The sequence below is a fragment of the Oliverpabstia sp. genome (assembly GCF_022785585.1).
Taxonomy (GTDB): Bacteria; Bacillota; Clostridia; order Lachnospirales; family Lachnospiraceae; genus Oliverpabstia; species Oliverpabstia intestinalis.
The window spans coordinates 1-3744 of the sequence record NZ_JALFPR010000010.1 but is presented as its reverse complement, the minus strand read 5'-3'; the positions used below and the strand labels follow the sequence as shown (position 1 = coordinate 3744).

Sequence of the window (3744 nt, the reverse complement as noted above, 5' to 3'; positions counted from 1 at the left end):
CCATAACTCCTCCTCGTCCGTTTCTTCATTGTCCGGATCCTGTGCTTCCTCTTCGTCCCACAGATCCCAGTCAGACTCCGATGCATCGAATTCTTCCTCAAACGGATCATAATATTCCAGCATACTGACCGCTTTCTCCAGCTCCCGGACACGTTCTTCCAGTTCTGCTTCCGGAATTTTCTGAGAAATAATATGTGTTTTTACCACACCGGTAGATACCACCCGGGTATCCACCATCAAAATCCCGTTGATATCATAGGTAAACCGGACATCCACCGCTTCTTTTCCCTTTGGTTTTGGCGGAACCGATATCTCGATTTTCCCAAGAAGCAGATTATCCTGCGCGTAAGTATTTTCTCCCTGATGTACCTCCACAACTACATAATCCTGCTGATCCGATGCCGTATAGAATCTGCGTACTCTCGAACACGGCAGTACCGTATTGCGATTGATGATATTTGCCATATATGCCCGGTCCGGGTCTGCTTCATTTATCGTGGCAACGCCGAGAGAAAACGGGCAGATATCCGTCAGAATATAATCTTTTATCTCTTCTTTTCTCTCTTTCACACCACACACAAGCCCAAGTCCCAGCGCGATCAGCTCGTCACAGTTTCCCTGCACCATAGGTGCTTTATGAAACAGATGGCGGATATACTTCTGAATCAGCGGCATTTTGCTGGATCCTCCTGCCATGACCACCAGATCCACATCATGAATCGTCATTTTCCCGTCTTTCAATGCTCTTCCGATGACCTGACGGATCTCTTTTAACAAAGCTTTACTCTCCTCAAACAACCGGTCCATCGTATAGATACTCTCATAAACCTGATCCCCCACCATCGCATGCATCACGACCTCTTCCTGCTCGGAAAGCAGCTTTTTGCATCGTTCCGCCTGTTTGAGAAGCACCGCGTATTCCTGCGCACGCAGCTGCTGCCTTGCAACTCCGTGTTCCCGTAGAAAATGCTCCGCAATCAATCGATCAAAATCATCCCCTCCCAGTCGGTTATTTCCCGCCACAGACACAATTTCTACCATTGTATCAAAGCAATCCACCAGTGACACATCCAGCGTTCCTCCACCAAAATCAAACACCAGCATATTCTGTTCTTCATTTGCTGTAAAATAAGATGCCAGTGCCGCTGCACTTGGCTCATTGACGATCCGTTCCACATGGATCCCTGCAAGTGCTCCGGCACGTTTTACCGCCACTCTCTGTTCATCATGAAAATACGCCGGAACCGAGATCACCGCTTCCTCAATCTCTTCGCCCAGATAATTCTGTGCATCTTCCACGATTGACCGGATCACCAGACTGCTCAGTTCTTCCGGAAGAAAACTTTTTTCTCCAGGCTTCCAGCTGCGCCCGGTTCCCATATCTTTCTTAAAAGAAGAAACTGTCCGTTCCGGATGGGTGATCAGCCGGTCTTTCGCCGGTTGTCCCACAATCAGTTTTCCGTCCTCCGTCATACTGACCACACTCGGTGTAAGATAAGAGCCGTATGCGTTCGGTATCAATTCCGCTTTTCCGTTTCGGTAGACACAACCAAGTGAATTGGTTGTTCCAAGATCAATTCCTATGACTGCCATCTTCTTTTTCCCTCGTATTACCAATACTGTCTGCTGAATAGTTACCCTGTATCTTTATTATTTTCCCGAACCATCCTTTCCCGCCTGCGGCTCTTCCAGAAATGCAAAAATCCGTTTCCAGTATCCCCGCAGGATTCGGCTTCCGGATCCGTAGATTTCATGCTTTGTCCCCGGTACAATGATCATAGTTCCCGAGGTCAGTCCCCGTCTGGCAAGTTTTACCACAAACCGTACCTGTTCCGGCTTTGACACCAGATGATCCTCTGCCGACTGGAAGATCAGCACAGGAGCCTGGATCTGCTTCCACGCTTTCCGTTGCAGATATCTGTTCAGCCGCCCTGCCTGGTACAGCCAGCTGTATGACGCCCCGTTTGTCTGAAACAACGGTTCTTTCTCTTTTTTATCCTGATAATATTCAAACCGCACCTTGCAGGTAGAAGAACTGGTTTCAAAATTTTCCCGTCCCTCATACGGATGCTGTCCGACTACATATTCCGCTCCTTTTCCCTGCTGGCACGCACCGAAAGCGATCTGTTTTGCCACCGGCCACAGGATATTTCCGGTTGCAGGACGGATCATCGGAGAGGAAAGCACCACTTTCGTGAAAAGCTCCGGCTCCTGCGCTGCCTCCGCTGCCGCAAGACCTCCACCCATGGAATGTCCATATAAAAATACCGGAAGTCCAGGGTTTTCTTTTGCTGCCATCTTTGCCACATACAGAAAATCGTTCACATACCGCTGATAATCGTCCACATAAATCAGCGAACTATCCGGTATCAGCCGATAACTTCTTCCATGCCCGCAGTACTCTGGCAGATACACATGATACTGTTTTTTCACAAAATAATAAATCACTTCTTTATATTTTTCCGCAGTTTCCGTAAACCCATGGGAAATCATCACCACACCCTTCGGACTGTCCGCCAGATACCTCTCACAGTAGATTTTCTTCCCCTCTTCCCGTTCCGGCCACAGCACGGACTTGCGGATATCCAGATACGGTTTCACAACATTTTCCATCTGTTCCCGGTAATCCTGCTCACTTAAAATTAATCTCTCCACGCTATTCCTCCAGACTGCTGTTCTATAAAATATATTATAATAGAATTTATCAATCTGTCTACCAAAAAGACTGCTACCAATTTCTGATAACAGCCCTTTTTCATATCTTTTTTACTTGAATTTTATCTCACAGATTACCAGGATTTGTAGTTGTTCATTCCCTTCACAGTTACAACCTACTGAATAGTTATCAGGATTTTTCTTCTGTAATCCTTTCATTCCTGGTATCCATCCGTGTAACCACCATATGTACTATATACGGAACCAGTATCACCGGAATTGCCAGGTAAGCCAGTATGCTGTACGCTTTCTGAATCAATGTCAGCAGTCCGAACTGGGCAATTCCAAAATCCGCCACACAGCATACCAGTGCAACCAATATCTGCATCTTTGTAACTGTCTTTTTCTGTTCCTGTTTTGTCTGCTGTGTTTTCTTTTCCAGACCATGACATATCCTCTGCACCATGGCGGCTACCATATTGACAGCCGTTGACACCGCACCAAGGATGATCAGGACAGAGATCAGCGGTGTCATAAAACGTTTCCCCACACCATTTTGCACCATAAATAATGTCGGCACACTTTGCCGGCTCATCTCAGGCTCCAGATATACGGTCATGATTCCGAGAACGACCATCACCATCAGGATCGCATTTACCACTCCACCGATTGCCATACTCTTTACGGCATCCTTCGGTTTTTCAAATGATTTTGCATGCTGTACAAACACGGCTACATTTGCCAGCTGAAAGGTGCCATATAAGAATGCCACATACAGTGCTTTTCCAAACGGCATATGACCTTCCGTCATCACCGATATCGTCTCACCGGTTTTTCCGGCTCCTGCGATGATATTCGGCACATACACTGCCAGAAGACCGATAATAATACATACAGATAACACCGAAGATACTTTTCTCACCAGATTGGTCCGGTCTACTGCTTTCTGAATCTTTTCATAAGCCGCTTCCAGCGCTCTCTTTCCTCCGATCACCAGAACCGTCTTTCCGTAAGACTCTCAGACCGGTCCGATCTTTTCATAAATCTTATCGCCGATCGAATAACTCGGCAGATGCATCTCATAATTTT

Annotated in this window: 3 protein-coding genes; all 3 read right to left on the bottom strand. The window is 46.8% G+C overall.

Annotated elements, in window-relative coordinates:
* A partial coding sequence (locus MSA64_RS00390; protein ID WP_287890078.1) for an Hsp70 family protein occupies positions 1–1593 on the bottom strand: 1593 nt, incomplete at its 3' end.
* Positions 1594–1650: 57 nt separating this feature from the next.
* Positions 1651–2655 (bottom strand): alpha/beta fold hydrolase, encoded by a 1005-nt coding sequence (locus MSA64_RS00385; RefSeq protein ID WP_287890076.1) that lies wholly within the window; start codon positions 2653–2655, stop codon positions 1651–1653.
* Between the two features lie 190 nt (positions 2656–2845).
* Entirely contained in the window at positions 2846–3649 is an 804-nt protein-coding gene (locus MSA64_RS00380) for a hypothetical protein (RefSeq protein ID WP_287890075.1), read from the bottom strand.
* Positions 3650–3744: the final 95 nt, after the last annotated feature.